Annotated in this window: 22 protein-coding genes and 1 pseudogene; 21 read left to right on the top strand and 2 right to left on the bottom strand. The window is 32.5% G+C overall.

Annotated elements, in window-relative coordinates; genetic code table 11:
• The first annotated feature begins 25 nt into the window (after positions 1-25).
• Together CAB05_RS00490 and CAB05_RS21955 are read left to right on the top strand one after the other, a co-directional pair.
• Entirely contained in the window at positions 26-1,591 is a 1,566-nt protein-coding gene (locus CAB05_RS00490) for a leucine-rich repeat domain-containing protein (protein ID WP_158093138.1), read from the top strand.
• A gap of 434 nt (positions 1,592-2,025) precedes the next feature.
• Positions 2,026-2,781 (top strand): CAP domain-containing protein, encoded by a 756-nt coding sequence (locus CAB05_RS21955; RefSeq protein WP_158093137.1) that lies wholly within the window; start codon positions 2,026-2,028, stop codon positions 2,779-2,781.
• 320 nt (positions 2,782-3,101) lie between these two features.
• Here CAB05_RS21955 and CAB05_RS00480 read toward each other — a convergent pair whose 3' ends face one another.
• The gene (locus CAB05_RS00480; RefSeq protein ID WP_087997801.1) at positions 3,102-4,589 is read right to left on the bottom strand and encodes a BglG family transcription antiterminator; all 1,488 of its coding nucleotides are present in this window, start codon (positions 4,587-4,589) and stop codon (positions 3,102-3,104) included.
• A 557-nt stretch (positions 4,590-5,146) separates the two neighbouring features.
• On the opposite strand from CAB05_RS00480, the gene CAB05_RS00475 reads away from it, so the two are divergent.
• The 6 genes from CAB05_RS00475 to CAB05_RS00450 all read left to right on the top strand — a co-directional run bounded on the left by CAB05_RS00475 (position 5,147) and on the right by CAB05_RS00450 (position 11,055).
• Complete coding sequence (locus CAB05_RS00475; RefSeq protein WP_087997800.1) at positions 5,147-5,608, top strand: DUF8821 family protein; 462 nt, start codon at positions 5,147-5,149, stop codon at positions 5,606-5,608.
• Positions 5,609-6,213: 605 nt separating this feature from the next.
• Entirely contained in the window at positions 6,214-7,158 is a 945-nt protein-coding gene (locus CAB05_RS00470; RefSeq protein ID WP_087998586.1) for an AAA family ATPase, read from the top strand.
• A 167-nt stretch (positions 7,159-7,325) separates the two neighbouring features.
• The gene (locus tag CAB05_RS00465; RefSeq protein WP_235821330.1) at positions 7,326-8,372 is read left to right on the top strand and encodes a DUF58 domain-containing protein; all 1,047 of its coding nucleotides are present in this window, start codon (positions 7,326-7,328) and stop codon (positions 8,370-8,372) included.
• A complete protein-coding gene (locus tag CAB05_RS00460; protein ID WP_087997796.1) occupies positions 8,369-10,588 on the top strand; it encodes a DUF4129 domain-containing transglutaminase family protein in 2,220 nt (739 codons plus the stop codon). The genes CAB05_RS00465 and CAB05_RS00460 overlap by 4 nt, the downstream gene beginning before the upstream one ends.
• 47 nt (positions 10,589-10,635) lie before the next feature.
• On the top strand, positions 10,636-10,749 hold the full coding sequence (locus CAB05_RS00455) for a DinB family protein (RefSeq protein WP_087997795.1): 114 nt from the start codon (positions 10,636-10,638) through the stop codon (positions 10,747-10,749).
• 33 nt (positions 10,750-10,782) lie between these two features.
• Entirely contained in the window at positions 10,783-11,055 is a 273-nt protein-coding gene (locus CAB05_RS00450) for a DinB family protein (RefSeq protein WP_087997794.1), read from the top strand.
• 282 nt (positions 11,056-11,337) lie between these two features.
• Here CAB05_RS00450 and CAB05_RS00445 read toward each other — a convergent pair whose 3' ends face one another.
• Entirely contained in the window at positions 11,338-11,922 is a 585-nt protein-coding gene (locus CAB05_RS00445; RefSeq protein WP_087997793.1) for a TetR/AcrR family transcriptional regulator, read from the bottom strand.
• A 228-nt stretch (positions 11,923-12,150) separates the two neighbouring features.
• Between CAB05_RS00445 and CAB05_RS00440 the strand changes: the two genes are divergently transcribed.
• The 13 genes and pseudogenes from CAB05_RS00440 to CAB05_RS00385 all read left to right on the top strand — a co-directional run bounded on the left by CAB05_RS00440 (position 12,151) and on the right by CAB05_RS00385 (position 25,724).
• Positions 12,151-12,834, top strand: a complete 684-nt coding sequence (locus CAB05_RS00440) for an NAD(P)H-dependent oxidoreductase (protein WP_087997792.1) — start codon at positions 12,151-12,153, stop codon at positions 12,832-12,834.
• Positions 12,835-13,165: 331 nt separating this feature from the next.
• The gene (locus CAB05_RS00435) at positions 13,166-14,158 is read left to right on the top strand and encodes an LLM class flavin-dependent oxidoreductase (RefSeq protein ID WP_087997791.1); all 993 of its coding nucleotides are present in this window, start codon (positions 13,166-13,168) and stop codon (positions 14,156-14,158) included.
• A 20-nt stretch (positions 14,159-14,178) separates the two neighbouring features.
• Complete coding sequence (locus tag CAB05_RS00430; protein ID WP_087997790.1) at positions 14,179-14,400, top strand: DUF896 domain-containing protein; 222 nt, start codon at positions 14,179-14,181, stop codon at positions 14,398-14,400.
• A gap of 309 nt (positions 14,401-14,709) precedes the next feature.
• Entirely contained in the window at positions 14,710-15,180 is a 471-nt protein-coding gene (gene msrB, locus CAB05_RS00425) for a peptide-methionine (R)-S-oxide reductase MsrB (protein WP_087997789.1), read from the top strand.
• 188 nt (positions 15,181-15,368) lie between these two features.
• Positions 15,369-15,893: pseudogene (msrA, locus tag CAB05_RS00420) on the top strand (peptide-methionine (S)-S-oxide reductase MsrA); the annotation flags it as partial.
• A gap of 181 nt (positions 15,894-16,074) precedes the next feature.
• Positions 16,075-16,710: a peptide-methionine (S)-S-oxide reductase MsrA gene (locus tag CAB05_RS00415; RefSeq protein WP_087997787.1), complete on the top strand. Its 636-nt coding sequence runs from the start codon at positions 16,075-16,077 to the stop codon at positions 16,708-16,710.
• Between the two features lie 846 nt (positions 16,711-17,556).
• Positions 17,557-18,750, top strand: a complete 1,194-nt coding sequence (locus tag CAB05_RS00410) for an epoxide hydrolase family protein (protein WP_087997786.1) — start codon at positions 17,557-17,559, stop codon at positions 18,748-18,750.
• A gap of 186 nt (positions 18,751-18,936) precedes the next feature.
• Entirely contained in the window at positions 18,937-19,107 is a 171-nt protein-coding gene (locus tag CAB05_RS21820; protein ID WP_142283029.1) for an FbpB family small basic protein, read from the top strand.
• Between the two features lie 347 nt (positions 19,108-19,454).
• Entirely contained in the window at positions 19,455-20,030 is a 576-nt protein-coding gene (locus CAB05_RS00405; protein ID WP_087997785.1) for a TetR/AcrR family transcriptional regulator, read from the top strand.
• A 365-nt stretch (positions 20,031-20,395) separates the two neighbouring features.
• Positions 20,396-21,721, top strand: coding sequence for a glycoside hydrolase family 18 protein (locus CAB05_RS00400; protein WP_235821329.1), 1,326 nt, complete (start codon positions 20,396-20,398; stop codon positions 21,719-21,721).
• Positions 21,722-22,078: 357 nt separating this feature from the next.
• Positions 22,079-23,164 (top strand): GerAB/ArcD/ProY family transporter, encoded by a 1,086-nt coding sequence (locus tag CAB05_RS00395; protein ID WP_087997784.1) that lies wholly within the window; start codon positions 22,079-22,081, stop codon positions 23,162-23,164.
• Positions 23,161-24,588 carry a spore germination protein gene (locus CAB05_RS00390; protein ID WP_087997783.1) on the top strand — a complete coding sequence of 476 codons (1,428 nt, stop codon included), beginning with the start codon at positions 23,161-23,163 and terminating at the stop codon, positions 24,586-24,588. Before CAB05_RS00395 ends, CAB05_RS00390 begins: the two co-directional genes overlap by 4 nt.
• The gene (locus CAB05_RS00385) at positions 24,585-25,724 is read left to right on the top strand and encodes a Ger(x)C family spore germination protein (RefSeq protein WP_087997782.1); all 1,140 of its coding nucleotides are present in this window, start codon (positions 24,585-24,587) and stop codon (positions 25,722-25,724) included. The genes CAB05_RS00390 and CAB05_RS00385 overlap by 4 nt, the downstream gene beginning before the upstream one ends.
• The last annotated feature ends 134 nt before the right edge of the window (positions 25,725-25,858 follow it).

Below are 25,858 nucleotides of genomic sequence, written 5' to 3'. Positions count from 1 at the left end.
ATTAGCCGAAACAAACCTAAAGGGAGTGAATAATAAACTAGTTCAAACGCTAATACCATTAAAAGGGGAAGAATTAATAAGAGATGCATATTATGTCGATACACCTAATGGTAAAAGAACATTTACGAATGTAACTTATGCAAATTCACTCTTATTAGCAGCATTTGCTGGCCATTCAATGTTAACACCAAATAGTGGTTATGCATATCTACCTATAATAGGCTCTTATTGCTTTGTTACTGTAGAAAATGGAAGAGATTATTTGTTTAATTTCTGGGATGCTTTTACAGGATCTGTTAATAGTTCTGTAGGTGCAGCAACTCCTATTTCAACAGTTATAGGTGAAACTTATCAAGTTACATTACCATATAAGCATACCATTCTAAATGAAAAGGGTGGAGAAACTCAGGAAATTGAATGGGGAATATTTGACTCAAATCAAGTAATCCTAGCGAATAATAAAAAGGCTATTGCAAGCACTGAAACAGGCACTATAACTTTTCAATTCAAAGCTACGACATCAACAACTTATGTAACTATGGGATTCAAACCAACAAGTTCATTTACTAGTAATGGTGATATACGTACTCTTGAAATTAGAGGAGTGAGTGTAAAGTCTATAAAAAAAACGATTCAAGAAATTTTTCCTGATCCAAATTTATCACTTGTTATTGCCAATTATTTAGGTTTACAAGTAACAAGTAGAGTAAGTGAGGAACACTTAGCATCGATTATAAATTTAGATCATGCTAGTGGTAAGAACATTGAAAATTTAAGTGGTGTGGAATATTTGACCAACCTAAAAAGTGCAAATTTATCGCAAAATCAGATAAGCGATGTAAGTCCATTATCAGGATTAATCAATCTAAAGGATTTAAATTTGGCCAGTAATAAAATTAATGATACTAGTCCATTAGTTGATTTATTGAATTTAACTTTATGTAATCTATCTGACCAAAAAGTAGTGTTAAGTCAAGGGACGATCAGAATACCTACCACCTATTACTTAAAAAATCCTGATGGTAGTACACCTGGTTTAACCTGGAGCTATGGAACTGGGAGGTATGAAAATAACCAAATTACTTGGAGTTCTCCAGGAGATAATAAACTAACATGGAATACAACATTAACAATCGGACAAGCAATTACAACTTTCTCCGGACAAATATCACAATATACAAAAGGCTTTCTATCGTTTCAAACCGTACCTGAAACAATTAGTTTTCAGACATCAACAATTAAGTCAAACGAAACCTTAATTCAAAGGAATGAGGCTATTTGGAATATGAAAGTATCATCGGACCTACCTGGTAGAAAATGGATTCTAACCGCTTCAATAGAAAAACCTTTAACTAAAGTTGATGATCCGTCAAAAGTGTTAACAAATGCAATTGTGTACGTTGATCAAAATGGGACGGTTCCTTTAAGCCAGTCACCATTAAAAGTATTTGAACACGTTACGGATACGATCCCAGTTACTCCTGTAAAGTGGGATGCAGATAAAGGGATTTTATTGAAACCTGATATGACTGAAGTAACGATTGGAACCTATACTACAGATATCAATTGGACTTTAATTGATGCTCCATAAACCTTTTCAAAACTCCTCAGCCTAAGGCAGGGGAGTTTTTTTCGATCATAACAATATTCAGTAAAAGGTATTTCTATAATTTTTAAGCATGCAACTAAAACGACTAAATTGAACGATTTAATTCTAAACAAAATTTTCCCATTGAAAAAAGCTATGTAGAATTACGACATTCATAAATTCGATTAAGCTTAATGTAAAATTTTTTGGCTTTCTTAATAAATATCTACATTCATTTTGTTTAATATGCTTTCTATATTAATGTGATTCATTTCACAAGGAATACATTTACCGTTGGCAAAGGTGAAAAGTGCTAGTGTAGAGATTCTGATATCATGCTAAATTAGTAAGTGTTCAGCGGGACACACAAACAAATAATGTGTTGAACCAAGTGCAAAACAAAAGTAAATTAATTAAATTAATGGGGGAATATATAAATGAAAAAATTAATGACTTTATCCGTTTTGGTTGGATCACTTCTATTAGGAACTAACGTTGGAGCAGTTGATGCAGCATCAAAAACTAAAAGTAATTACACAAATGTAAACTATAAAGGAAAGGTTACTGCAAAAACGTTAAAAGTTCGTTCAGGGATTAGTTCAAAATATAAAGTTGTTGGTACCTTATCAAAAGGTAAAACAGTAAAGGTGACACGTAAATCAACTCAGTGGGTATATATTACATCCGGTAAAACAAAAGGTTGGGCTATGGTTAAGTATATAAAAAAATCGTCTACTTCAACACCAACAACTAAACCAACAACTCAAACAATTCCAACTAATAAACAATCAAGTTCAAATACAAACTCATCTACATTATCAGCATTTGAAACGAAAGTTGTTGAGCTAACAAATGTTGAACGTTCAAAAGCAGGCCTAAAACCATTTAATATAAATAATGAATTATCAAAAGTATCTCGTATCAAATCACAAGATATGACAGATAAAAATTATTTTGATCATAACAGTCCAACATATGGTTCTCCATTCGATATGATGAAAAAATTTGGTATTTCATATAAAACTGCGGCAGAGAACATCGCTAAGGGTCAGAAAACACCGGAAGAAGTCGTAAAAGCATGGATGAATAGTTCAGGACATCGAGCAAATATTTTAAACAGTAATTTAGATCAAATTGGAGTTGGATTTGATTCACGTTCAAATGCATGGACACAAATGTTTATTTCTCAATAAAAACAAGGTAAAAATATACGAGTATGTAATAAGGAGAGTTACAATGAATGGATAACTTTAATTATATCTGTGATGAATTCAATTTTATAGAATTTGATGATGATCAGATTCAAGAAGAGGTAAAAATAGATAAATAAACTTGAAAGGTAAAATAAACTATTCTGTGTCACATATTAAAAATTAGAAATGGCAGCCACTTCGATAACGCTCGGCTTTTAGTGGAAGGAAATCTGATGAGACACGAAGTTACTTTTTAAAAGTATATGTATAACTAAGCAGGCGAAAGAACGTAAGCTAACGAGAGTCATTCTAAAGGCACATTATATGTGCCTATTTTTTTTATGATCGATACTTGAATGAAATAAAATAGAAATTTGGTTTATATCCCGTTGTGTGAGAGTTGGATCAATAATAATAACTGGATGGACTGTATTAATATCTAATTGAAAGTCTGCAATGATAAATTCAATAGGAAGTTTATCTAAGTTTTGTGGCTCAAAATCACCTTGTTTAGGCTGAAGAATATTCATTTTATGGCCGAATTCCTTTATCAGTTTTGTGGAAATATATCGATAAACTCCCGGACCATTACTTGTTAGTAATAATATATTTTGTTTCACCATATCATATTTAATTTTTGTTGCTTGGATATTCAATGTTACTTTAGCAACACCGTCTTTTGTAAGTTCAGGATATGACCTTTCATTTGTCCATTCGAACAAAATGTTTCTTACTTGATTAAATAATTCAGGATAATTCTCATTAGTATATCGATCCAATGGATAAGAGGGCTCTATTTTTTCAATTGAGTATAAAACTAGTGAGTATCTTTTAAATTGACTTTGAAATGTATAAAGAAAATCTTCATCATTAAGTAATGGTATTCCTAAATTTTTTTCTAGTCTTTCTACAAGCTGATACATGTCATTATAGTAAGACGTTTTTTTATTATAAAATAGTGTTAAAAATTCAGATTTTTCGGTTTCATCAAAGCTATAATAAGGTAATGTAGTAATAGATAATGTAAATGCAATTCTTTCATTTAATGAAATATTAACATTAAAAACATTTTCTATTTCGTTACAAATTTCATCTGAGATTTTAAAGAAATGAGAATCAGCAATTCTTTTTCTTGTTTCACTATTTAAGTTTAGATCAATTTCTTTTTTGATCCGGTATAACATCGTAGCAAGGAAATATATATATTTGTTTGTTGTCGCAGGATATATAAATAATTTATATTTATCAGTCGTAGTTGTAACAATTTCTTTCAACTTTGAAAATGAGATGTTCTCGAATGGCCAATTATCTAAGGTGTGGGCAGTGTGATCATTTAATACATCTAACATATCACAGCATAATAATCGTATATCAAATTCTCTTCCGATTATTTGAAGTGGTCCACGCTTCAGTTGCAAACTATAAGAATTAAGTAAAGCTTCAACACGTCCTAGTAACTTATAAATAGCTTGTTCTTGGGCATAAAGAGCTGATGCTAAGCCACTTATATTTTTTATTTGTTTAAATTGAATGTACAGTATTGCTCTAAATGTTACTGAATTTCTTACAAATAATGAGCGAATTTCATTGATTGATGCCGAAATAGGTTTTTTTATATAAATCCCTTTACCTTTAATTGTTTCAATTTCCCATCCATTTGGTAAATCTAAGTTTATTGATTGTATATCATTCCGTATCGTTTTTTCAGTACAAGATAATTCACTTGCCAATTCCTCTGATGTGTACCACTTATCGTTACTACTTAAAATATTAATGATTTGTAGTCTTCGCTTAGTTGATTTATCCATTTAACACCCTCACTTTAAATGAGTCATTAGCTTATAATCTAATCGTCGTTTTGACAAAGGGTTTTAATATACAAACTGATCAATTCTAAATTTCCAAATACAAAAATGGTAGGCATAATTTGACAAACCTTATTATTTGATATTTTATACGATCTATACGTGCGTTGGATTGTTTCGAATGGCAATAACATCAAGGAAAACATAATGTTTTTTAACAATAGGATATGAAGTTTATGAATTAAATAATGCATAAACAATTTTGTACAAAAGAGTTTTACAAGAGCCTAGAATACAGACAATTATGGAACGTTCTTCTTTGGAGTAAGAAATCTTGAACTTTTTTATTGAATCAACTGTAAAAACGGTTCAATTAGAAGGGTTCTTCAATATAAGCCTAGAATGATATAGAAGACATATTCTTAGCGAGAGACAAATATCATGAACAAGAAAAAATGGTTTCTAACATACATCTGTTTTTGGGATTGTCACTTGAATCTTATTTTGTTAGATTAGTTATCAATTTATGAAGTTTTAAAAAATTGAATGGAGAGATGTAAATGTCATATATCGTTGATTTTAAAAATGTGTCCACAATTGGTTTAGAGTCATCACCTGTTGTAGAAGCACTTGCTGGCTTACGTGCTCACGAAGCACGATACTTTATGACCAAATACAAACATGAATTTACGGTTGTACCAGCTAGCGAAAGTCAAGATACACTTGATTATGTAAACCAAATATTAAAAGAGCGCGATATCGAGTTTGCAGCTAAACCTTTAGAAACGTCACGTTTTCAAGTAGAAAATATTAAATTTGCTTATGTCTTTTATGAAGACGGTCTTGCGATTAATGTCATGTATACGGTTGATGACCCAAAGAAGCGTGCTGTTGGCTTTAAGCTTTCTGAGGGGATGGAAGTACCAAAGGAGCTAGAAGAAAAGTTTAAGTTTGCTAGACAGAAATCTAAACTAGCTGGAACAATTCGTGGCTCATATTTTGTCATTAAAGGCGAATATTAAATAAAACCTAAATTAATGGTTATGAAGCGGTGATCAAGTTTTTGATCTCCGCTTTTTTATTCAAATGTTTGGTTATTCGTTGAATATTATTTTAAATATTAATACATGTAAGTGGGTTAACAAATGATTTTGAAAGGAAAAAACTGATGTACGGTGAACCAAACTATTTGTCAATGAATATTTTTAGTGCCAGGTTACCTATCAATTAATAACCTCTAAAAAATATCAATAAAATGGAATTATTTACCAAAAAAGTATTTTTAATTATCGAAATTTTTTTAAAATTATACTATACTATTGATAATGATTCCAATAGTCAGCATGTTCATTATATGGAGGATGAAAAGTGTACTTTTAAATTACCTTGTATTGTAAAACTGAAGTTTAGTGATTATTTTGCTTCTAACCACTTACAATTCAATTTGTATTCATTACAATTTTTATTAAATGAGTCTGTCAACGAAGAAGAATTTAAAGTAACTATTTATTATATTTAAATACTCCTTGAACATATCCCTAGTCGGAATCGAACGACGAAATCAAAATTTACTATTCTAACAATCTACTAAACTTTAAGGAGGAGTAAAAAAGTGGTCAACGAAAAAATGCATCCTGAAATCGAAAATATCATTACAAATATGGAAAAAGTTATGATTGGTAAAAGAAATGTAGTCGAACTAAGTTTGGTAGCCCTTCTTACAGGGGGGCATGTTTTACTGGAAGATGTTCCGGGTGTTGGGAAAACAATGATGGTAAAATCACTTGCCAAATCCGTTAATGCAAATTTCCGTAGAATTCAATTTACCCCAGACTTGTTGCCTTCAGATGTAACGGGGGTTTCTATTTATAATCCAAAAGAGATGGAGTTTCAGTTCCATCCAGGACCATTAATGGGGAATATTATCCTGGCTGATGAAATTAACCGAACATCTCCAAAAACTCAGTCTGCACTATTAGAAGGATTGGAGGAAGCAAGTATAACAATTGATGGGATAACCTATGAACTACCGAAGCCCTTTTTTGTTATGGCGACACAAAATCCAATTGAATATGAAGGTACATATCCTCTTCCTGAAGCACAGCTAGATCGATTTTTGTTAAAGATTACAATGGGATATCCGACTATAGATGAAGAATTAGAAATATTAAATAGGTACCAAAATATCCCTCCAATTGATCAGTTAAAACCTGTCATTGATATTGACGATTTATTATCACTTCAAAGGGAAATGAAGAATGTTTTTATCGATGAATCCATTAAGCATTATATTGTGAGTATTGTTAATAGTACGAGACAGGATGGAAATGTGTATTTGGGTGCAAGCCCAAGAGGTTCACTCGCGCTAATGAAAGCGGGACAAGCATATGCATTCATGTACGGACGTGATTACGTTTTACCTGATGATATTCAATATCTTGCACCATTTGTATTGTCCCACAGAATTATTTTAAATTCAGAATCAAAATTTGAAGGAATTACTGCTGAAAGAATTATTAAAAATATTGTTAAAAATATTTCTGTACCTGTTCAAAGGAAAGTGAAATTATAATGAAAATGCAATTACGTGTCCTCAATAAAGCTAGGAAATATCTATTGATATTTCTAATACCATTACTATTTTTGTATGCCTTGTTTCAAGGAGGATTTGTAAGTTGGTTTTTATTCTATAGTTGTCTACCGTTTATCTTATACTGTGTAGCGTTATCATTTTATCCTTTGGAAAATCTGAAAGTGACTAGAGAGCTCCCTAAAAACGTTTTCAAGGTCGGTGATCCGATAAAAGTTATTGTAACCGTAAAAAAATCATTTTTTTTACCAGTATTTTATTTTTTAATAGAAGAAAATTTCTCAAATAATTTACATACTACTGATCAGCAAGGATTTACAAAGGAGTTAATATTAACTGGCTTTAAAAAGGAATGTTCCTTTGATTATATAATTCCAAAATTACCACGAGGAGAATACTTTATTCATTCCTTAACAATAAAGATTGGTGACCCTCTTGGTATTTTTGAATCGAAAATAAAATTCAATATTGTTAATAGGTTCGTAGTATTTCCTCAGTATTCGGAGCTTTATTATCGTGCACTTGAGCATCAGAATAATCAAGGATCGACAATTTCAAGTCATCACTACCAGCGGGATATATCAATGGCTGTTGGAATAAGAGAATATCGCTCTGGAGACCGGTTTTCCTGGATTAATTGGAAAGCTTCAGCAAAACGAAATGAGATGATGACAAAAGAATTTGAAGAATTACAATCAAACGACCTGTTTGTCATAATGGATTGTACTCAAAATGAACTTTTTGAATCAATTGTCTCGTTTACTGCATCTTTCCTGCATACTGTACTGAAAAAAGGTATTCAAGTTGGACTTTTAACAAATAACAAAAAACGAGATTCCTTTCCAATTAGAGGGGGTGAAGGCCATTTCCAAAAGCTTTTATACCATCTTGCAAAAATAGAGGCAAATAATACTTCACCAATTGAGATGGTTTTAGAAAAAGACCTTCGTTTCATTCAACAAAATGTATCTTATATCTTAATAACCACCAATATATCAAAAAATTTGGTCGAAAAAGCTAGTTTTATTAAAAATAGAGAAGGCTCATTTACAATGTTTGTCATTAAGGCAGAGTCTATGGTCGTATCAGAAAGTGAAAAATCACTCATTTCAATCGCCAATGCACGCGGGGTGAGAACAATCATTGTACGTGAAGGTAATTTTAATGCAGCCTTTACAGGGGGAGATTTACGATGATAAAAAGTAATTTCACCTTATTTTTGTTGTATACATATGGCTGTTTGCTGTTATTGGAATGGGTAAGGCCTATTGAACAATTAACCACTACTTATCATATGAAAATTTTCATGTTTTACATGTTAATCGTTTTTACATTATCTTTTTTTAAAGTAAAAAAAATCCTACAATGGCTTATAAACTTATTTTTAGTTTTAGTCTTTGTTAATCGATTCCATTACGATTTAGGTTTCTTTCAATTTAAATGGATATTCATTTTCATTTCGCATATAGTTGAAAACATGATTTGGCTTGTAACTGGCCAATTAAATGAATTGACTTATGAATTTAAGACATTTTTATTCTTACTTTTTCTTTCTATAATCGCCTATTCCATCAATTTCTTTTTAAATCGCAATTGGTTATTTTACTTATTACTTTTGACTGTTATATATATTTCTATATTAGATTCGTTTACTGCCTACGAAGCCAAATTTGCTATTGTTCGAACTGTTTTACTTGCTTTTACAATTATGGGACTTTTAACTTTTGACAATCTATTGGATAAGGGACGAGTTCATTATTATTCAGAATATGTAAAAAAATGGATGATTCCACTCGTTAGTATAATTATTCTTTTTGTCCTTATTGGCTCTTTGGCGCCTAAGCATTCTCCAATCAAAACTTTCTCAAATTGGTCTTTCCCAGGATCAAAACAGGATGCCAAGGGTGGTTCTGGAGGAGGAACAAAGTCGGTTGGGTACGACACCGATGATTCAATACTAGGTGGGCCAGTAAAAAGTAATGATGACCCAGTTTTTCAATATGAATCTAATCAAAGAACATACTGGAAAATGGAAACTAAAGATACATATACAGGTCGAGGTTGGGTTGATTCTGCATCGACGCAGCGTCCTATGCAAAAAGAAGATTTTGTCATGTTAAATAGTTATTCTGATGCGATTGAAACAAAAATTGAAACAGCAAAAATCACAATCGATGATAACTACCAATATAACTATATTATGTATCCAGAAGGAATTAATAAAGTAGTAAACATCCTACCATATGAATCCGGTATAAATGTTTTCAAAGTTGATACAACTATTGACAGAATAAGCTATTTCAAAAAAGATAGCATTCCAGAAATTCCAGCCAAGCTTGAAGTAGAATATGAAATACCTAGATATAAATTAGAAGATTTAATTAAAACAGTAAAACTTGATTCAGATTTGATTAATGCTGTCTTTTACCAAAATTATACTCAATTACCAGCAAATTTACCTAAGAGAATAGGTGAGTTGGCGCAGCAAATAACAAAAGGAAAAACAAATTGGTATGACAAAGCGAAAGCAATAGAGAATTACTTTGATAAAGAAGACTACAAATATACTCAAAAGAATGTAGCTTTTCCAGGTCCGAATGTTGATTATGTCGACCAATTTTTATTTGACACAAAAACTGGTTATTGTAATAATTTTTCATCATCGATGGCAGTTATGCTTAGAACACTAGGGATACCGACACGTTGGGTTAAAGGATTCACTGGCGGGAATTTTGCTAACAACAGTAAAGAAGACTCATCAAAACAAATTTACGAAGTGACTGTGAACAATGCTCACTCATGGGTTGAGGTATTTTTACCAAATCAAGGATGGGTGGCATTTGAACCAACTAAAGGCTTTTCGAATGAACCCATTATCAATACCAGCAGCGATAACTCATCAACTACCGAACAGCAAGAATTACCTACAAATGCAATTAAAAATAAACCGAAGCCTGACCTAGAAGTAGCTGGTGAAGAATCAAAGAAAATTGAAAAAACAAATGTCTTTTCTAGTCTCTGGAATAAGATTAAACTCTCAATTAAAAGTGATTGGAAAAAGATGATTCTTTATTTAGGATTAATCATTACCATTGTAGGTATCATATATCTAAATCGTAGAAAATGGCTACCGTACTATTTCATGTTAATTTACCGTTTTAGTAAGAAGGAAAATAGACTAGAATCAGCTTACCTAACATTATTACGTCAATTAGCTCGTTATGGATTAAAGCGAAACGAAAACGAAACACTAAGAAATTATGCAAAATATATAGATTCTCTTTTTACTACAAGCGAAATGACCGAATTAACTATGTATTATGAGCAATACTTGTATCAACAAGCTAGCCAGGAAGATCATTGGGAGAAATGTCTAAAATTATGGAAGAGTTTGATGAAAAGGACGATCTAAATCTGTTTTACCAATTAGCAATCATCAGAACTTAAACACTAAAAGCTATGGAGGGTGTAACGGAGGAGTTAGCAGATCGAATTCCTGCAAATTTCCGCAATAATATCCGTTGGCAACTAAGACACATCTTTACTGCTACTGAATTATTGGCGTTTTTCTAATTAAAGCTTCCTATGAAACTAACGGAAGGGTTTATGAAGCGTTTTATAACCGGTACATCGCCATTGGACGATCTTGACAAAATGGTCCCAATGCCTACATTACCAGAGCTAGATAACCTTTTAAAGAAACAGTATGAGCGACTTCGCAAGTTACTGACTGGACGTATGAACGAAAGCACACCTGCTCTTACAACGTCAACGGGACTAGATTTGCATAGTCCAATGGAATTACTCAGTTATAATTTGTATCATGAAGGATTACATTTTGGAATCATCACAGCTTACAAAAAAATGTTATCCCAGTAACAACGAAGGTGAGAAAAACCACTCTTTGTAAGGTTATCGAAAGTGTTAGATAAATTGGAAAAGGTACAATCTCTACTAAAATAGTAGTGGATTGTACCTTTTTCTTATGTGCATTAATAATTGTGGTAGGTGATTTTGACAATAAGATATCGAATACATTTCTGCACATAAATACATTTTACCAGTATATTCAAGTATGCCTTCTTATTAAAGAAAAGCGTCCAATCGTTTGTAACGTTTACTATGATAAATGGTTATTGTAAAAAAATACATCGTCAATAATCATCTTTTAAAATGATTTACTTCCGTTACTATAAAAGGTAAGGCTATATTAATATATTGTTCAGCTGATAAGGAACTATTATCTTTCCAATCCACTGAGGCTCCGTATATTCCCCAACCTATCACAGCGGCACCAATTTTTAAGTCTTTCAAATCTAGCTTAGACTGTTGTTTTAAAAAGAGAGAATAAAATACTTTTTCCAATTCTTTCTTTAATTTTTGTTCAATGATTGAACTAAAAGATGCATAACTTCTTCTACATTGTGTGTCAAATTGTGTAGCTAGGTCTGTGTGAAACTTAGTCAATGTAACAAAGATATTTATAATAGACTCTTCATTTAACTGATCGTATTGGCTCAAATTTTTCACAACGTTCTCTATTATATCTTCAATAATGCCAGCATCCATTAAGTCGTATTTATCTAGAAAATGAGAATAAAAAGTAGCACGATTAACGGTTGCTTCATCTGTAATGTCCTTTATCGTAATTTCCTTGAAATCTTTTTTTGTAGTTAATCTTAAAAAGGCCTCTATTAATAGTCTTCTTGTTCTAATACTACGAGGATCTACTTTTTTATCTTTCATATTAATACCTCTCTTTCTATACATCCACAACGTTTTTCTTTATTTGTTGCTTAAGCAATAAAACACCAACATTGATGATTGAGACTAGATGAATTCTATTTTAGAATCAATTATACAACACGTGTTGTTTAAGTTCTATCTTGCGAAGAGAATTCTGATCATAAACTTGTTGGGAATAGCGATGGAAGAATCCATTATAAATATTTTAAGAAAAGGAAGTGTTTCAACATGACACAAAAAGTAGTAAAAAGACAAGAAATTCTTGATGCGTTTAATTTTAGACGTGCAATAAAAACTTTTGATCCAACAAAAAAAATCTCAGAGGAAGACTTTAATGTCATATTAGAAGCAGCCCGTCTTTCACCAAGCTCATGTGGTCTTGAACCTTGGAAATTCCTCATTGTCCAAAATCAGGAATTCAGAGAAAAGCTAAAAGAAATTTCTCCAGGCGCACAAGGTCATCTGCCAACTGCGAGCCATTTCGTTATCATTCTTTCAAGAACAAGTAAGGATACTAGGTACGACTCAGAATATGTAAAAAATCAAGTGCTTAATGTTACGGGTTTCCCAGCAGAAATGTCGGATCAAGTAATAGAGAGTATAAGAAATTTCCAAGTAAACCAACTAAATGTGTTAGAAAATGAGCAAAAAGCGTTGGATTGGAATAAAAGACAAACTTTTCTTCCATTTGCCAATATGATGACTGTAGCAGCGTTACTTGGAATTGACTCTTGTCCTATAGAAGGGTTTTATATCGATAAGGTAGAAAAACTCCTTGCCGAAGAAAACTTACTAGAGGATGGTTACCTAGCTGTTTCGGCTATGGTCGCATTTGGATACCGAGCAAATGATTCTACATTATTCCCTAGAGGAAGAAGAGACATGAAGGATATTGTTCAGTGGATTAATTAATGATTTCAGAGCGGTTGGAAAGAAAATTTAGTTATTAACTTAATGAATGCTGTTGGTAAATCAAGAGTAGTAGGATCCCCAACGGAAAGATTAGATGTTAATGAAGTAACTTACTGGAATGGAAAACTTTAAACATCACTATTTTACAATATATTTACTATAGCAGGGGGACACCACCGATAAAGAGATTCCCCTGACACTAAATGCGCAATCAAAAATATGTTTTTAATCACAGGCTCTATAAAAACTTTTATTAAATCAATATGAAATGAAAATAATTACTAATTATCGATATTAAGTATCTAAATTAGTTACGAAAGAAGGTTTTTTTATGAGATTAAGCGTATTGGATCAAACTCCAGTTTCAAATGGGCAGTCTGCTCATGAAACTATACAAAATACAATTGAATTAGCTCAATTAGTAGATGGTTTAGGATATCAAAGGGTATGGTATTCCGAACATCATGGATCTGCAAACTTAGCTAGTGCTTCACCTGAAATATTGATTGCCCATATTGCATCAGTAACAAAGCAAATTCGTGTTGGTTCTGGTGGAATCATGCTGATGCATTACTCACCATTAAAAATGGCAGAAATATTTAAATCATTAACGACAATATACCCTAATAGAATTGATTTCGGTGTTGGCCGTGCACCCGGTGGTGACCAATTTTCTACTCTTGCATTACATGAAGGAAAACAACCGAACCTGTTCAACCAGTACGATAAATTAGTAGAAACGATGATGTTTATGTCAGAAACGATGCCTATTGACCATCTATATAATCGTACTCTGGCAGCTCCATTGGGTGCTCCATTACCTGAAGTTTGGTTATTAGGATCAAGTGGCGACAGCGCTGTACAAGCAGGACGATTCGGTATTGGATATTCGTTTGCTCAATTCATTAGTGGACAATTATCTGCCGAAACATTGGAGTCTTATCGTTCTAATTTTATTCCATCAGAGTTTATGCAAAACCCTCAAATTAATGTTGGTTATTTCGTAATGGCGGCAGAAACAGATGAAGAAGCTGAATATCATGCAGCTAGTTTAGATTTAAACTTATTATTCTTAGATAAAAGGATGCCTTTTCAAGTAGTATCTCCTGAGGAAGCTTTAAATTATTCTTATACCGAAATGGATAAGATGCATATACAGAATAACCGTAAACGATTCTTAGTGGGGAGTGCAAAAAATGTTGCAAATACTTTACGTGCACATGATGAAAATTTTGGTATTAATGAAGCAGTGATTGGGACAATCAGTCATAGTCATGAAGCAAGACTACAGTCTTATCGATTACTTGCACAAGAACTTTTATAAAAAGAAAGGCGGAGAAAGAAATGATTGAAATTTTAAATCGTATTAACATATTAGCTAAAAAACAAAAAGAAGATGGTTTAACACAAATAGAATTAAAGGAGCGGCAATCATTACGGAAAGACTATCTTCAAATTATTCGTGGACAAGTAATCAGCACAGTTACAGGGTTAACAATATTAGACCCTTTAGGTAATGATGTTACACCTGAAAAATTGAAAAAAGAACAGAAAAAACAATCATAAAAAAGAATGATGAAGCATGAAAATGACTGCTGGCGTGGAACAAGCTGTATATGCTCTTTTGTTGCTTAATGGGTCGTTTACCTCAGCAGACTTTGTTTATCAGGGATTCATAATTCGACAACTGCAATAAGATGAATTTATGGGTACACACATTTACACATTTAAGAATGATCGGTATTAAATAATTCTTGACCGAACGTTCTTGAATGTGGTAAATTTGTTTCGAAAGGATAACCGTTCAGATTTCTTAGATAAACCGATTGGGTTACGGTTATTTTTTGAAAAAATATTTGGGGGAGTGTTATCAATATGAAACATAGTTCAAAGCAAGACTTCAATAAAGATTTTAACAGGGAAGAAAAGCTGAAGAAGCTGACGAATATCCAATATAACGTAACTCAGAATGGCATGGACGAGGCACCGTTTCATAATGAATACTGGGATAACACAAAAGAAGGTATCTACGTTGATATTGTTTCAGGTGAGCCATTGTTTAGCTCGAAGGACAAGTATGATGCGGGTACAGGTTGGCCAAGTTTTACAAAACCTATTGATCAAAAAAATATTGTTCTTAAACGTAAAGGATTTTTGTTGGGGGCCGAGGTAAGAAGCCAGAAAGCTGATTCCTTCTTAGGTGACGTGTTCGCAGATGGGCCAGAACCAACAGGAGGACTGCGATACTGTATGAACTCTGCAGCAATGGAATTTATTCCGAAAGCAGATCTTGAAAATAGAGGATATGGCGCTTATGCTGCGCAATTTGGTGAAAAAAAAATTTAAAAATAAATGAAGTGCAAACTTAATTAGAACATTGGGCTCGAACCCTTTTGGTGGAGGCGCACCAAAGGTGTGAGGACGTTATTGTATATAAGTAGAAAGACTTAGGAGGAAATGACAAAGGTGCAATTCCTTTAAGAATATTCCTTGGTGATTCATTCTGTTATTAACTGATAGGGAGGTATATATTTATGGTAACAAATTATGAAGTAGCTACTTTTGCTGGTGGATGTTTTTGGTGTATGGTTCAACCATTTGATGAGTTACCTGGCATTATTAAGGTAGTTTCTGGCTATACAGGAGGACATAAGGATAATCCGACTTATAATGAAGTATGCTCTAATACAACTGGCCACTATGAAGCAGTCCAAATCACATACGATCCGAACATTTTTGAGTATGAAAAGTTATTAGAGCTTTTCTGGATACAAATTGATCCAACTGATGCTTTTGGTCAGTTTAATGATCGAGGCGAGTCTTATAGAACAGCTATCTTCTATCATAATAAGGAGCAAAAACGTATGGCAGAAGAATCTAAGCTAATATTAGAAGATAGTAATAAATATAATAAGCCAATTGTAACCGAAATCAAAGAAGCGTCTATGTTTTATCCAGCTGAAGAAAATCATCAACAATATTATAAAAAAAATTCCTTCCACTATAAACTTTACAAGGAAGGTTCCGGAAGAGCACAATTTATTCGAGAAAACCAAAAGAGAAGCTAAAAGAAGGTGGCTGTAACGAGTACCTTATCTTTTTAAATAAATATAGTAAAGTTCTTGGTGATTTCACCAAGGACTTTTTTTAAACTAGCAAAAACTTGACTATACACTTATCTACAAACAAATCAGGCATTTTTTATTTACTTTAATTTGAATTTTTATAGGAGTGATTTTATTGGATACTATTACATTTGGAATGGGCTGTTTTTGGGGACCGGAAGCACGCTTTGGTTATCTACCTGGTGTTGTCAAAACCAGAGTTGGGTATGCAGGTGGAAAAGAAGGTCAACCTACGTCGAAAAACACATTAGATTTTACTGAGGTTTTGCAAATCCAATATGATCCAGAGCTACTAAGTCTAGATCAATTACTAACTCAATTTTTTGAACAGCATAACTCGACAAGAGCACCGTATTCTAATAAGTATCGATCTGTTTTATTTTATCAAAACGAAGAACAGAAAGAGAAAATGTATCAAAAAGTAGAGGAAATGCTACAAAAGTATGGAGTTATCTATACTGCTGTAGAGCCACTTGAGCAATTTTACGAAGAAGTAACTAGGCATCAAAAATATTATCTTCAACGGTGGAAACCAGTTTATAAAAAGTGGTGCCAGCTTCATTTTGGGGAAGAATCACTTGTTCAATCAACCTTAGCAGCTAGGTTAAATGGGCTATCAAGAGGAATTGGAACGCTTGAGGAGATACAAAGCGAATTTCAAGATCCAATTTTGGAACCGCTTTGGTGTGTCATTCGTGAGGAATTAAAGGGAGAGCGAGAGCAAACCGGAGATACCTGTAGTATTATTTAGTGATAAAAAGATGCTCTAGATTTCCTTAATGGAATATTTAATAGGCGATAAATTCCACATGGCTCTATACAGCTCAGCTCATAAATAACTATGGGTATGTACATGATTTAGAATAAATGATTAAATTTTTTTATAAAACTGAAACTAAAAAAACTGCTATTGAAGAATCCATTTTGAACATCTTGTACTCAAAATGGATTCTTTTTATTTTCCATTGAGATAAGGGCTATTAGGTGTTTTAGATCAAACTTAGCTTCATAACAACAGCTATTTTAGAGTTTGATAAATTCAAGAACGATTGGTCAAGATAATTCTTGACCGCTCGTTCTTGAATATGCTATATTTATTTCACAAGGAGGTGACAAACATATAGTTGATAAGAAGTAGGGAGCTCAGTATTAAATGTTTGTTTGTAAAACATTCATTCATTTATTCCGCGAACAGGGTAGAAAAATACCCAATGCTAAGGACAAGCCTATAATAGGTGGATCAATTTTAGTAAATAGAATATACCTTATTAGATAATCAAGCCTTGTATATAAAATATTGGTATTGTAAGTTTAGTTATCAGAAAAATCAGAATAATCGTTTCATGGGGACATACTTATTCTGACAAGGATACAATCAATATTTGTTTGAAATTAAGGAAAGCATCTAGCCAAAATCTTGAAATAAATAGATTGGAACTAAAGGTTACTGCAAAACAGAAAATACAAGCATAATTACGCCCTGAGAATTCGACCTTTCTATGAACAAAAAACTTATCATTATCTACTGATTGAAAATACGGTAAACCGTGAAACTTTAAGTAAAAAACAAAAAAATGTGATTAAAGGAGATTTAAAAATGACAACTATGACTGACAAAAAAGCAATTCGCCCGTTTCATGTAAATATCGCTGAAGAGGAATTAATCGAATTACGTAGACGAATTAACGCAACTAGATGGCCTGAGAAGGAAACGGTAACGGATCAATCACAAGGTGTACAGTTAGAGACAATTCAAAAACTAGCTCATTATTGGGCGAATGAATATGACTGGCGCAAAATGGAGGCAAAATTAAACTCCTATCCAAATTACATTACAGAAATCGATGACTTGGATATTCACTTTATTCACGTTCGTTCGAAGCATGAAGATGCTTTGCCGCTTATCATTGCACACGGATGGCCTGGGTCAATCATCGAACAGATGAAGTTAATTGAACCACTTACTAATCCAACTGCATATGGAGGAAGTGCTTCAGATGCTTTCCATGTGGTTATTCCATCTATGCCAGGCTATGGTTTCTCTGGCAAACCGACAACTACGGGCTGGAATCCTAAACGCATCGCTAGTGCTTATAGTGAGCTAATGACTAGACTTGGATATACGAAATATGCTGCACAAGGCGGTGACTGGGGTGCGATTGTTGTTGACTTCATGGGAGTTCAGGAGCCAGAAGGACTAATCGGAATTCACACTAACATGGCTGGCGTAATTCCACCAGAAGTTGATGCGGCTATTTGGACTGGTAATCCATTACCATCTGGTCTTTCAGACGAAGAGAAAAAAGCTGCTGCACAAGTTGGAGAAAATAAATTCGCATTCGCAGCTATATTGGGAACGCGTCCACAGACGATGACAGGATTGGTTGATTCGCCTGTCGGATTAGCAGCCTTCCTACTTGACCATGATTGGAAGAGTCTTGCTATGAAGTCGAGATCTATTGCTGGAATTGAAGAAGGCATAACAATCGATGACATTCTAGATAATATCTCGTTGTTCTGGTTTACGAATACTGGAGTTTCGACGTCTCGTATTTACTGGGAGAACACAGTTGCTGGAATCTCATTCTTCGGCGTCAAAGGTGTAAAAATTCCAGTTGCTGTAAGCGTTTTTCCAGATGAGCTATACGAAGCACCGAAGAGCTGGGCAGAAAAAGCATACCCAAATCTAATTCATTACAACAAACTACCTAAGGGTGGACACTTCGCTGCTTGGGAGCAACCAGAACACATTACTTCAGAACTACGCACAGCGTTTAAGAAGCTACGCTAATCGAAGTAAAATTTGATCCACTAAGTGAACCAAAGCTTTTATTCGATTTGAACGTTAAGAGAATAATGCAGCCTCAATAATAATTGGGGCTGCATTTTATTTAGTTTTTTATGTTGCAATTTTAAATTGATTCAAACAGCCATTAGACAATCAATTTAAAAGTAAAGTAGAGGAAGCGAGGGTATTATGGGAAGACTTAAAAAGAAGACATTTTATGAATTAATAGAAGAAAATAAAAAAATGATTAATAATGATCAAAATGCTTTAGATGAAATAGACCTAAAAATCGTAAAGAAACACGAAAAATTGAGAAAATTACTTCAAGAAATCAAAGAAAGAGAAAATAATCTTTTGTAAGATACAAAGAGACAATTCTATAAGTTGCAAAACCATTTTTTGTTGTTGGGTATAATAGAAGAGAATCTATCCGTTTTTAGGGTAGATTCTCTTTTTTTTGGACAATAAAATGATTCTATTTTAACAGTACGCATTGATTCCGTTCAACCCTTGATAATGATTATTTGATAGTACAGCAAGGAGACTTTTTTATGCAAAAAAAATTCATAATAGATAACTTGCATATAATTGGACTTAAATATGAGGTTGAGATATAATAAAACCTCTCATATTAAGAACGTTTGTTCAAAAATGATTTTCGTTTGTTTATATAGTGTTAAATTTGTTTTCAAGGAGGGATTTTTTAGATGGCAAGGAAAAAGGAATTCGATGTAAACGACGCTTTACATAAAGCAATGTTGTTATTCTGGGAGCAAGGTTATGAGAAGACGTCTATGAAAGAACTTGTTTCACAAATGGGCGTTCATAAAGGGAGCATGTATGATACCTTTGGTGATAAACATACATTGTACGTAAACTCATTGGAACATTATTTCGAAATGGGCCAACAAATAATTGAAAAAGGAATAACTGAAACCAATTCTGCAAAGGAAGCCATCCGATTCATTTTCAATTGGGCAATCGAACAAGAAGAAGACTTTCCCTTGGGCTGCTTAATAGTCAACACAGCAGTTGAGTTGGCAAAAGATGATGCTGAATCCAGACAGTGGGTTCAGCGGAGCTGGGATTTTGCAGAACAATTAATATGTGAACTTATTCTGGATGGCCAACAATCAGGAGAATTTTCCAAGTTGCTAGACGCGAAAGATATGTCTATGATTTTATATAATTCAATAATAGGACTTCAGGTGAAGGCAAAGACGACATCGGATAGAGAAAAATTAAATAAAATTATAGAATTAAATTTGTCGTTTTTGGATTAATGGTATCTTAATCTTTTCAATTGTTTGGACACTGATAAAGTTTCCATGAATAGAATTAGGAACAAGAGATATTATTTCAAGTGGACCATCAATAATAAAACTTAATTTATAACTAAATAATTCTTATTCAACTTACGCATGCGATAGTTGAACAAATTCAGGAGTCGATGATGATCGACCCACTGCTTATTTAATGATATTATACTTACATTTTACCTGATTTTATAGTTTCGAGCACTCCAATAGAGAACGTCATCTTCATTTGGCAAGCCACTTTTTTTAATGAATTTTTTATCTTTGGTGAAAGCTAAGAAAATAAAAGTCAGGATTACGAACATCTCCATAAAATTAGGAGGTATTTCATATTGAAACATAAATGTATTTTATTTTTCACAATGCTTTTTGTTTTTTTTATTCCTTTATTTTCAGCTCAGGCATTAGTAATTTATGAAGTAAAACAAGGTGATAGTTTAAATAAAATTTCAAAACAATATAAGGGAAATTCTAAGGATATTTCTAAACTCAATGGTCTAAAACGAGACGATAAACTTGTAATTGGACAGGCCCTGTTATTACCAGGTACAACGTATTATGTAAAAAGTGGTGAAACTTTATGGGACATCGCTTATCGCCATTCATTAAGCACAAGCAAATTAAAGGATAGAAATAAAATGACGAACGACACCCTAATACCTGGGCAAAAATTAATAATCCCTTCGTCTCCGAAAAAAACTATTTGGACAGGCACATATTTCGTTCCAAAGGATAAACATTACAATAATTGGATACTCGAGCATTCTAAAAATGCGGTTACTGGAATTTTCGTTTTTGAATACCATCCAACTACTAATGCAAATTTAATTCAAGTAAATGAGAAGGAATCGAATAAGCTTGCATGGAAAAAAGGAATTATTCCATATGCAACATTAACGAATCTTAGTTATAAAGGCTTTGATCCAAATTTAATTCATAAATTAATAAGTAATATAACTTTACGTAAGAAATTTATAAATAATATATATGCATTATTAGATCGTAATGATTATAAAGGCGTAAGTATAGATTTTGAGATGGTAAAACCAACTGATCGAAATTACTTAAACCTATTTATAAAAGAATTGTCTACAAAGTTACATCGTTCAAAAATGGAAGTGTTAATTGCAATGCCGCCAAAAGAAGGGGATCGAATTCCGGATTACTATAATGGTTACGATTACAAAACAATTGGTAAATATGTAGATAAAATGTTTTTAATGACTTATAACTGGCATTGGCCAAGTGGTCCTCCTGGTCCAATTGCTCCATTAGATAAAATAAATACAACTTTACAATATGCAGTTTCAGTAGTACCAAGATCCAAGTTACTATTAGGAATACCTCAATACGCATATGATTGGCCAATTACTGGTGAAAATCGAAAAGGGAGTGCCTATTCTACGCAAAATGCAATTGAAATGTATAAAAAATATGAAAGCCAAGTATACTTTGATCAAAATGCATCTTCACCTGCTTTTCGTTATATCGATAAAAATGGCATTCAACACGAAGTATGGTTTGAAGATCCAAGAAGCTTACTTTCAAAATTTCGTTTAGCCAAAAAATATGGCTTGGCCGGAATGGGATGTTGGCATTTAGGTATATCAATACTTCAAACGGAAAAATTACTTTTAACAGAATTTAGGATTAAATAATTCTCAAATTTAATACCATTTCAACAAGGTTATTACTCAATTATTTTATGATGGAGAATATGTTAGTTGTATTACAAGAAAGGCTGCTTAGCAGCCTTTTATTGTGCAAATTGGCAGTGTAGTGTAAATATGATGAGGAATTTAGCAGTATGGATCAGTTTATTGAGAAGTTACAGAGTCCACTCCTCTTTAGCTTCATAAAAACTATTTGTCTAACTTTTTGAGTTCACTTCATAATCGGCTCCTATTTCACTATTTGGGAAAGCTTTGTTGATGAATAGGTTAGTGTATCAATGGAAAATATATTCATATTAATGAAATAAATCACTAGTAGATATTGGGAGGTATTATTCGAAAATGAATAATGAAAAAATTTTCATTAGTGCAGCATTAATCCTCGTACTACTTTCCAGTATACTTATGAACCATTTTCTAATGATTCCAGCACTATTTGACATAGTGGGTCGAGATGCGTGGATATCGGTAGTAATTGCTTTTCCAGCTCTATTAGTCTGGCTTTGTATTTTATACTATATCATGAAAAAAACAGAACAAAAATCTATTACCTTACTGATAAAACAGCGATATGGAAATATAGCATATTATATAATTGTAATTCCATTATTAGCTTTTTTATTGATAAATTCATACATTGCTTTAAAAAGTATTTCATCTTGGATTGCGATAACTTATTTACCTAAAACGCCACAAATGGTTATTGAAGTTTGTTTATTAATTATCTGTACTTATTGTGCTTTTGCCGGCATAACATCCCTAGCTGTTATATCGGTATTTCTTTTTCCTTTTATTCTATTTTTTGAGCTTTTTCTTGATGGAGCAAATATCCAATTTATGCACATAACTTGGATGAAACCGATGTTACAAAATGGTTGGAACCCTATTTTAAAAGGAAGCTTTTACATTGCAGGAGGTTATATTGAACTCTTGTTTATATTACTAGTTCAACACAATATCAAAAAGCGAGTTAAATTCTGGCAATTATTATTTTTAGGAAGTTTGATATTACTTTCATCACTTTTTCCATTGTTTTATTCAATCTCTTTATTTGGACCCCAATTATCTGAAAAAATGAGGTTCCCAGTTTATGAGCAATGGCGACTTCTCGGAATTGGTCAATTCATTCAACATGTAGACTTTATCTCTGTTTATCAATTTATGTCATGTTCCTTTATTAGAATTGCTTTAACTATATACTTATCTATAGATATTTTAAATATTAAATCAAAACGTAACCAAAAAAATTTGTTATGGTCTATAAGTTTTGCGTTATTTGTAGTCGCCTGTATACCAATTACGAATTTAAAGCTTCATTCATTTATTAAAAATAATTATTTCCCTATATTTGTACCAGTTATCTTTTTCATATCGATCTTATTAGTACTCTTTGTTATAAAATTTAAGGTAAAACCAAAAGTGGGGTGATTCTCATTTCAAAAATAAACGAACAAAAAATAAGAAAACTCTTCAGCACCTGTGCAGATGTGCAAATAAAAGTTCATAACTTATACAATGATTCGAAAAATGAACGAGTGCTATTTGTCTATTCTAGTGGAATGATTGATACTATTCATATGAATCAGTTTGTTTTACCTAATCTCCAAAATAATACTTTACAATTAATACCAGTAATTAGTAACGAAAAAGATACTGATCAACAAATCATATTGAAAGTTTTTTCTGGTGAATTAATATTATTATTTGAAGAAACTGGTGAACTTTGTTCATTAAATATATCAAAAATTCCACAACGTCAACCTGAGGAGTCCACTTATGAGGTTTCAATTAAAGGTGCTCGTGACGGGTTTACAGAATCTCTAGAAACAAATGTGGCATTGATTAGAAAACGAGTACGTAGTACGACATTATGCAATGAAATATTTACGATTGGTAAACGAAGTCAAACTAGCGTTTCATTACTCTACCTTTCAGATGTAATAAATGAGGGTATTATTGAGGAAGCAAGAAAAAGACTTAATTCAGTAGATGTAGACATTCTAAATGGGGTTTCTCCTCTTGAGGAGTTACTATCAGATTCACCTTATTCGATTATCGTTTCTTTAACTTATAATACTAGGCCGGATATGGTGGTTGAGTCACTGCAACGAGGACGCTTTTGTATATTAATAGATGGTGCTCCAGCAGCATTAATAGCTCCAATTAATTTACAATTTTTATTAAAATCTGCTGAAGATTTGTACATGCCTTATTATTTTGTGACACTTGAAAGAATATTAAGATATTTAGGTTTATTAATTTCGGTCTTACTTCCTGGGTTATACATTGCAATGGTATCTTTTCATCAAGACCAGATACCTTTTCCAGCCCTTGCAACAATCTCACTAAATACTACAGGGATACCATTTTCTCCAGGGATGGAGGTAATCATAATGACTATTCTATTTGAAATTCTGTACGAAGCAGGTTTGCGATTGCCGAAATCAACGGGTCAAACAGTTACAGTGGTAGGAGCGTTAATAGTTGGAGAAACTATGATTCGATCAGGACTTACTTCTCCGAATGTAGTTGTCCTTGTTGCAATTACATTGATATCTCAGTTCCTAATTGTAAACCAGTCTTTTGGAAGTGCTGTTATTTTAATGAGAGTTATAAGTATAATAATGGCGTGTATTCTAGGTTTGCCAGGTTTAATGCTTGCTCTTTTTCTAATATTAATATATATCTCAACGTTAAAATCTTTTGGAGTGCCATACATGTCTTCATTTTTTAATCCAAGTGACAGTGACTACATAAAAGGTTTAATTCAGCTTCCGAAAACATTCACGAAAAAGACTCCAAAATTTTTATATACGAAACTTGGACGAAAACAGGGGGATAAGTCAAATTGAACCGGAGGCTAATACTACTAATTGCTCCTATTTTACTTTTAACCGGTTGCTGGGATATAAAACAATTAAATCAATTAACATATGTTTCAGCTTTAGGAGTAGATTATGTAAATAATGAATATGTTTTATATGTACAAGTATTGGATATATCCAAAATAGGTAAATCAGAACAAGGAAGTAGTGGAACTGAAGGGCCTAACATTTGGATTGGTAAAGGAAAAGGTCCGACTTTTGCAAATGCTTGGAACGACTTATACAATAGCACCCAACAAAGGACACTATTTGGTCAAATTAGTTCAATCGTATTTAAAGAATCAGCCTTAGGTAAAAAACAAGTAGAAGAATCCTTGGATACTTTAGAGCGATTCGTAGATGCAAGACTCACACCTTGGATTTATACAACAAAAGAACCGATTGATAAAATTTTTGCAGTAGAACCTATGTTACCTAATTCACCAATTATGACTTTATTACATTTACCGAATGGAAACTATGAACAACATTCATTAATATCACCGATGAAATTAGTTGAATTCGCTGCACTTATAAATGAACCCAGTGCTTCAATTATCGTACCTACACTTGGTTTAGATGATAAACTGTGGAAAAAAGATGACAAAAATATGCCAATGATGAATGTAAATGGAGCATTTTTGTTTTATAAAGCGAAAAAACCACAATGGATATCCAAAAATGATTTAATAGGATTGCGTTGGGTTGATCAGAATACTGAACGTACACCTCTATCTCTTAACGAAAAAAACGGAAAAATAAAAGCATTGCTTCCAATTGAAAATCCAGATGTTAAGATTCATTCTATGGTTAGCAAATCAGGTGTTCCAAAATTTAATATGGATATAAAAGTGCAAGCGACTATAACTCAGTTAAATTCCCAAGTCAGCAATAAAGTATTAATAAGGGAAGTTAAAAAGAAAATAAAAAAGGAAATTAGTACGACCTATTTGGAAGGAATAAATAAAAAGTTAGATGTATTTCATTTAGAAGAAGATTTATATAGAAATAACTATAAATCTTGGAAATCAATTACTAAAAAAAATAAATTTCTTCTAACACCAAAATCTCTTGGCACAATAAAAGTAAAGGTTACACTTACAGATAGAGGAAGAAAAGAATAAAGAAAATTTTAAAAAGTGTTTATTTATTGATCCCAATATTAATACTATCCCTTTGCAGAAACAATTTTGGCTAATAAAATGTTACCAAAAAGGAAAATTATAGTTAGGTGAGGGGATAGCAATAAAAAAACCTA

Source organism: Gottfriedia solisilvae (assembly GCF_002128405.1).
Classification (GTDB): domain Bacteria; phylum Bacillota; class Bacilli; order Bacillales; family Bacillaceae_G; genus Gottfriedia; species Gottfriedia solisilvae.
This window is presented reverse-complemented; position numbering and strand designations above follow the sequence as displayed.

Bases quoted from the DNA above. Each gene is read 5' to 3' on its own strand.
- CAB05_RS21955 (WP_158093137.1), top strand. From the start codon at position 2,026: ATGAAAAAATTAATGACTTTATCCGTTTTGGTTGGATCACTTCTATTA.
- CAB05_RS00480 (WP_087997801.1), bottom strand. From the start codon at position 4,589: ATGGATAAATCAACTAAGCGAAGACTACAAATCATTAATATTTTAAGT.
- CAB05_RS00475 (WP_087997800.1), top strand. From the start codon at position 5,147: ATGTCATATATCGTTGATTTTAAAAATGTGTCCACAATTGGTTTAGAG.
- CAB05_RS00470 (WP_087998586.1), top strand. From the start codon at position 6,214: ATGCATCCTGAAATCGAAAATATCATTACAAATATGGAAAAAGTTATG.
- CAB05_RS00460 (WP_087997796.1), top strand. From the start codon at position 8,369: ATGATAAAAAGTAATTTCACCTTATTTTTGTTGTATACATATGGCTGT.
- CAB05_RS00455 (WP_087997795.1), top strand. From the start codon at position 10,636: ATGGAGGGTGTAACGGAGGAGTTAGCAGATCGAATTCCTGCAAATTTC.
- CAB05_RS00450 (WP_087997794.1), top strand. From the start codon at position 10,783: ATGAAGCGTTTTATAACCGGTACATCGCCATTGGACGATCTTGACAAA.
- CAB05_RS00445 (WP_087997793.1), bottom strand. From the start codon at position 11,922: ATGAAAGATAAAAAAGTAGATCCTCGTAGTATTAGAACAAGAAGACTA.
- CAB05_RS00440 (WP_087997792.1), top strand. From the start codon at position 12,151: ATGACACAAAAAGTAGTAAAAAGACAAGAAATTCTTGATGCGTTTAAT.
- CAB05_RS00435 (WP_087997791.1), top strand. From the start codon at position 13,166: ATGAGATTAAGCGTATTGGATCAAACTCCAGTTTCAAATGGGCAGTCT.
- CAB05_RS00430 (WP_087997790.1), top strand. From the start codon at position 14,179: ATGATTGAAATTTTAAATCGTATTAACATATTAGCTAAAAAACAAAAA.
- msrB (WP_087997789.1), top strand. From the start codon at position 14,710: ATGAAACATAGTTCAAAGCAAGACTTCAATAAAGATTTTAACAGGGAA.
- CAB05_RS00410 (WP_087997786.1), top strand. From the start codon at position 17,557: ATGACAACTATGACTGACAAAAAAGCAATTCGCCCGTTTCATGTAAAT.
- CAB05_RS21820 (WP_142283029.1), top strand. From the start codon at position 18,937: ATGGGAAGACTTAAAAAGAAGACATTTTATGAATTAATAGAAGAAAAT.
- CAB05_RS00405 (WP_087997785.1), top strand. From the start codon at position 19,455: ATGGCAAGGAAAAAGGAATTCGATGTAAACGACGCTTTACATAAAGCA.
- CAB05_RS00395 (WP_087997784.1), top strand. From the start codon at position 22,079: ATGAATAATGAAAAAATTTTCATTAGTGCAGCATTAATCCTCGTACTA.